Source organism: Aeromonas sp. QDB18, from assembly GCF_027705325.1.
In the GTDB taxonomy this organism is placed as follows: domain Bacteria; phylum Pseudomonadota; class Gammaproteobacteria; order Enterobacterales; family Aeromonadaceae; genus Aeromonas; species Aeromonas caviae.
On record NZ_JAPDBQ010000217.1, the window covers coordinates 1 to 4,177 of the forward strand.

Genomic DNA, 4,177 nt, shown 5'->3' on the forward strand with positions numbered 1-4,177 from the left:
TGCGATTAAATCAGATCACAAACGAAGCCTTTTTTCTATCTATTTCAATTGGTTGTAGCTAAAGATCCTGTACATGTACCTGCACTAAACAAGCCTCTGCTTGGTTGGTAATGGACGGGCACCGGTATCAGATTGGGCATAGCAATGTCGATGAGTATATTTCTGCTCTCGAAGTAGCTGTGGTCGCTGGTTGGAAAAAGGCAGCTTTCTTAAATGGAGCTGTTATTTACCTTACCTACGACAACCTGGAACGACTTTACCAAGAGGCGTTTCAACTGATGGTTATGTTGCGCTCAAAATCAGCCTGATTTCCTTCAGGCTTATTCACTTACCCATTCGGTAATACGACACCCTTCCTTTATGGAATTAAATGCCTTTTGGCAATGGAGATTTTTATTATGGCTACTGTAATCGCAACTAAGATCGGCTCTACAAATAAAGGTTTACCCCGCGTGTGGCTCGAAGGTCGGAAATTGGAACGCGAAGGAATCGAGATTGGTATGAAATACCAACTGAATTTCGATCAGGACGCGGGCCAAGTGAAAGTGACCTTTGGGACTGACTTGGAGAATTATTCTGGCACGGTCTCTCGGCGCAAGCTGAGGGGTTCGGACGAGAGTTATCTCCCAGTTATTGACATGAATAGTCGTGAATTTTTGGACCTCTTTTCCGAATCGGAAGAGATCCGCATTGCCATTCGTGACAAGAAAATGGTGATAACCGCCCAGGTCTCTAGCAGTGATGCTAAGGAGCGGGTCGAACGTCTTCAGCGCAAGCTGGCGACGGGGGAAGCTATCACTGTGGCGTCGTTATTCCACGGCGGTGGTGTACTGGACAATGCAGTTCATGCAGGGCTTGAACGTGCTGGTGTTACCAGTTACGTGAAGGTCGCCGTAGAGCTTGAGTCGAAGTATCTGGAGAGTTCGCTCGCCAACAACTACCATTTGTTCAAAGCAGATTCTGTTTTGTTTGAGGGTGGTATTGAGCATTTCAATCCACGCGGCACATCTGTAGATGTCGTTTGTGCTGGAATCCCATGCACAGGCGCTAGTTTATCTGGCAGAGCTAAAAACAAATTGGCTTGCGCTGAAGACCATCAAGAAGCAGGGGCATTGTTCTATTACTTCCTTTCGGCGGTAACTGCGCTAAACCCCAGCATTGTGGTCATCGAGAACGTGGTCCCATATTCGTCCACGGCGAGTATGGCGGTCATCCGTTCGGTGCTTTCCAGTCGCGGTTACGTGCTGGAAGAAACCATCTTAGATGCCAGTCAACATGGCTGTATCGAGGATCGGCAACGGCTTTGTGTTATTGCCAGAACCCCCGGTGCCATGGAAACGGCAGTGCTCGAAACTCTGATTCCTACCAAGGTCAAAGAATCCTGTGTTGGTGATATTTTGGAGAATATTCCAGATAATTCACCGATGTGGAAAACTTATGATTACCTGGCAGATAAAGAATTGAGAGATTTAGAGGCTGGGAAAGGATTTCGCCGCCAGCTAATTAAAGCAAGCGACGAAAAATATGGTTGTGTGGCCAAGGGGTATAATAAGGCGCGCTCCACCGAGCCGTTTATTTGTCATCCAACTGATCCTGCGCTCTCTCGTTTGCTCACTCCTATTGAGCACGCTAGAGGTAAAGGTATTCCCGTCAGTATTATCGACGGGTTAAGTGATACAACCGCCCATGAGGTTCTTGGGCAGTCTGTCTGCTGGCCACCATTCGAAGCAGTCGGCTTTGCGCTGGGCAGTAATATGCTCGCAGCACTGTCTGGTGGTGCCGGATCGCAATTCAGCGCCCCGACCCACAAAGCAGCCTAAGCAACCCCCCCAACAATGCCCCTCTCACCTGAGAGGGCATTGCTCCAATCCTTCTGGATATACCCCCCGATCAAAGACCTGACCGGTCTTGACCATGTCCTTTTTGGACCTAAATGCCTTTTGGCAAAGGAAACATATTATGTGCATCACTAATCTGAGCCAACTGAACGCCGCCTACCTGCTTAACGCCGGTGGTTGCACCTCCATCACTGCTCAACTCGCTGATCTGCTGAAACGTCAGCAACGGCGCTGTACGCTCGATACCGAGAACAGCATTGTTCGGGAAGGAGATGGTTTCGAATATAGAGTTTGTCTTAACACCCTCAAGGTGACCCTGCTCAACGGTGCCATTACCACTGCGGACAACTCCGCTCTGTGCTATCTCCAACGTGTTCCCATGAAGGGTTACGTGATCAAAGAGATGTGCATGTTCGACAACGAGCCAAGCTCTGCGAAAGCAGCGCACAGCCAGCTGTTCCGCAACTTACGTGAACTCGTGACCTTGACCGGCATGATGTTCCATTAACTCACTAAGCCACTCGTGTTCAACACACAGTGGCTTTTTTCATTTTTAACGCTGCAGAATCAAAATGTCCGGCTAAGACTGCCACTCCGAGCAACCAAATGACCTTTATTAGTCATTTTTCTTGCTTTATGACCGGCCTAGCAGGGATGATAGATGGGTACTCTGCCCGGTAGCCCGACCACATCATGGTCAGAGTCCTGCCCGGACGGATACTCGATGTTGCCTATGGGGCGTCCCAAGCTACTTTGAGGGACGCTTACCGGAGAGAGAATATGACCCTTATCATCCGTTGGTTGTTGTAGGACTTCGTAGATGAACAAGAAACAATTCGACGGGCTAATAGCGCTGACCAAGATGACCTCAGACGCCATTATCCAGGCCATGTATGAAGTGATGGTGTTAGGCAGCACTCAGAAGGAGGCTGCGGAGAAACATGGCGTCAACCGCGGGCTTCTGTCTAAACGCCTGACGGGACTGCGTGAGATCGAGGCGGCCGTCAAACACCTCGTGTCCCTCTATCACGAGGAGCTTTACCCTGCTCCTGAAGTAAAGAAGCGGACCCCACATGATCCCCGACACTGACACCGGGTGGCCATCACTGTAGTCAATGCCGACCAGTGTAACGGCCACCGATGAACCCCAGCCCACCCCATACCAGGATGTTAACCACGCTGCGTGATGGCTTCACCCCTACGCGATTAGAGGAATGCTCTGTGTCTCCATCTGAACTATTCAGTTATGCCAGCGAATATGCGACCACGCCTGCAGCGAAAGCGATAGGCGCTCAGTACCCGACCTTCCGAGATGTCGCCAAACGATTCAAGGTCACTTACGACCAGATCGAACAGACGTGTGAGGATTGGGACCACCGGCAGGGCTACATGCAGCCAGCGATCGGTGGGCAATGTGGAAGCGGCATATTCACCTATTCGTCCCGCGGTGAGCATCTGGTTGAGGCATACCACTAATTTGCAAAGCGGTACTTACCTGCCAAGTCTGCAGGCGTTCAGATCTGGCTGTCTTCGCAAGGAAGCCCAATGAATGTTGAATAGAACACTCGATGTCCCTGTGATTTTTCTAGCCGGTTTGTGCTGGTTATGGCTGGCAATGCGAGTCATGGATTTTGGCGTTCAATGGCAATCGGTCAGCACTGTTCGCCATCAAGTCACCGTGACACTTCCGAACGATCAAACCCTCACGGGTGATGTCACCACCGCCTGGGACCGGTCTTACCGTCTGGCAGATATGAGCGGTCGAATCTGGCATTTTCGTGACTATAAGATGATGACCATACCGAGAGAGGGGCAGGCCCCCAGTGCATTCCCATTCAGGACTGTGCTGCCGTTCTTACTCTTCTTCGTGAGTACCATGATTGCTATCTATCACCTGGGGTTTAGGACTCCAAAGCGCAGGGATTAGTAAACAGCGAGGCATTATAGTGGAACGCCAGATGCTAACCCCGAGCAGAGAGGGCTGCGCTGTAAAGACTCATGTAATCTGATAAGTAGCCATAGCATTTGTCGAGGTCTTTCTTGGGGGGCATGTTGACCAATTTAATTCCACTGCGATATGCCTCCTTTGCAACATTATTTTCCTCCATCACTTTCTCATGCAGCACCTTAAATAGTGACACGTCATTCTGCGTAAATTTCTTCTTTTGAGCATTACCAAGCAGCACCGGCACTTTCTCATTGCAACTCTCTACGCTGAATTTAAAACTCTGCGCATCATGCTGGCCATAACCATATTCATCGTTCATATACAGGACCTTAAGAAAACACTTCATTTGAAATTCCTTCTAAGGTCCTGTTCTGTATCGATTTTCGCTGCT

Annotated in this window: 5 protein-coding genes; 4 read left to right on the forward strand and 1 reads right to left on the reverse strand. The window is 49.7% G+C overall.

Translation table 11 applies throughout. From position 1 onward, the window contains the following. Positions 1-398: 398 nt before the first annotated feature. The 4 genes from OKC30_RS20015 (at position 399) to OKC30_RS20030 (ending at position 3,765) form a co-directional block, all read left to right on the forward strand. Positions 399-1,820, forward strand: coding sequence for a DNA cytosine methyltransferase (locus OKC30_RS20015; protein ID WP_270809775.1), 1,422 nt, complete (start codon positions 399-401; stop codon positions 1,818-1,820). Between the two features lie 139 nt (positions 1,821-1,959). After that, a complete protein-coding gene (locus tag OKC30_RS20020) occupies positions 1,960-2,346 on the forward strand; it encodes a hypothetical protein (RefSeq protein ID WP_270809776.1) in 387 nt (128 codons plus the stop codon). Positions 2,347-2,658: 312 nt separating this feature from the next. After that, the gene (locus OKC30_RS20025; protein ID WP_114523103.1) at positions 2,659-2,928 is read left to right on the forward strand and encodes a PapB/FocB family fimbrial expression transcriptional regulator; all 270 of its coding nucleotides are present in this window, start codon (positions 2,659-2,661) and stop codon (positions 2,926-2,928) included. Between the two features lie 459 nt (positions 2,929-3,387). Beyond that, the gene (locus OKC30_RS20030) at positions 3,388-3,765 is read left to right on the forward strand and encodes a hypothetical protein (RefSeq protein WP_114523101.1); all 378 of its coding nucleotides are present in this window, start codon (positions 3,388-3,390) and stop codon (positions 3,763-3,765) included. A 34-nt stretch (positions 3,766-3,799) separates the two neighbouring features. Here OKC30_RS20030 and OKC30_RS20035 read toward each other — a convergent pair whose 3' ends face one another. Further along, entirely contained in the window at positions 3,800-4,105 is a 306-nt protein-coding gene (locus tag OKC30_RS20035; RefSeq protein ID WP_201035585.1) for a hypothetical protein, read from the reverse strand. Between the last annotated feature and the right edge of the window lie 72 nt (positions 4,106-4,177).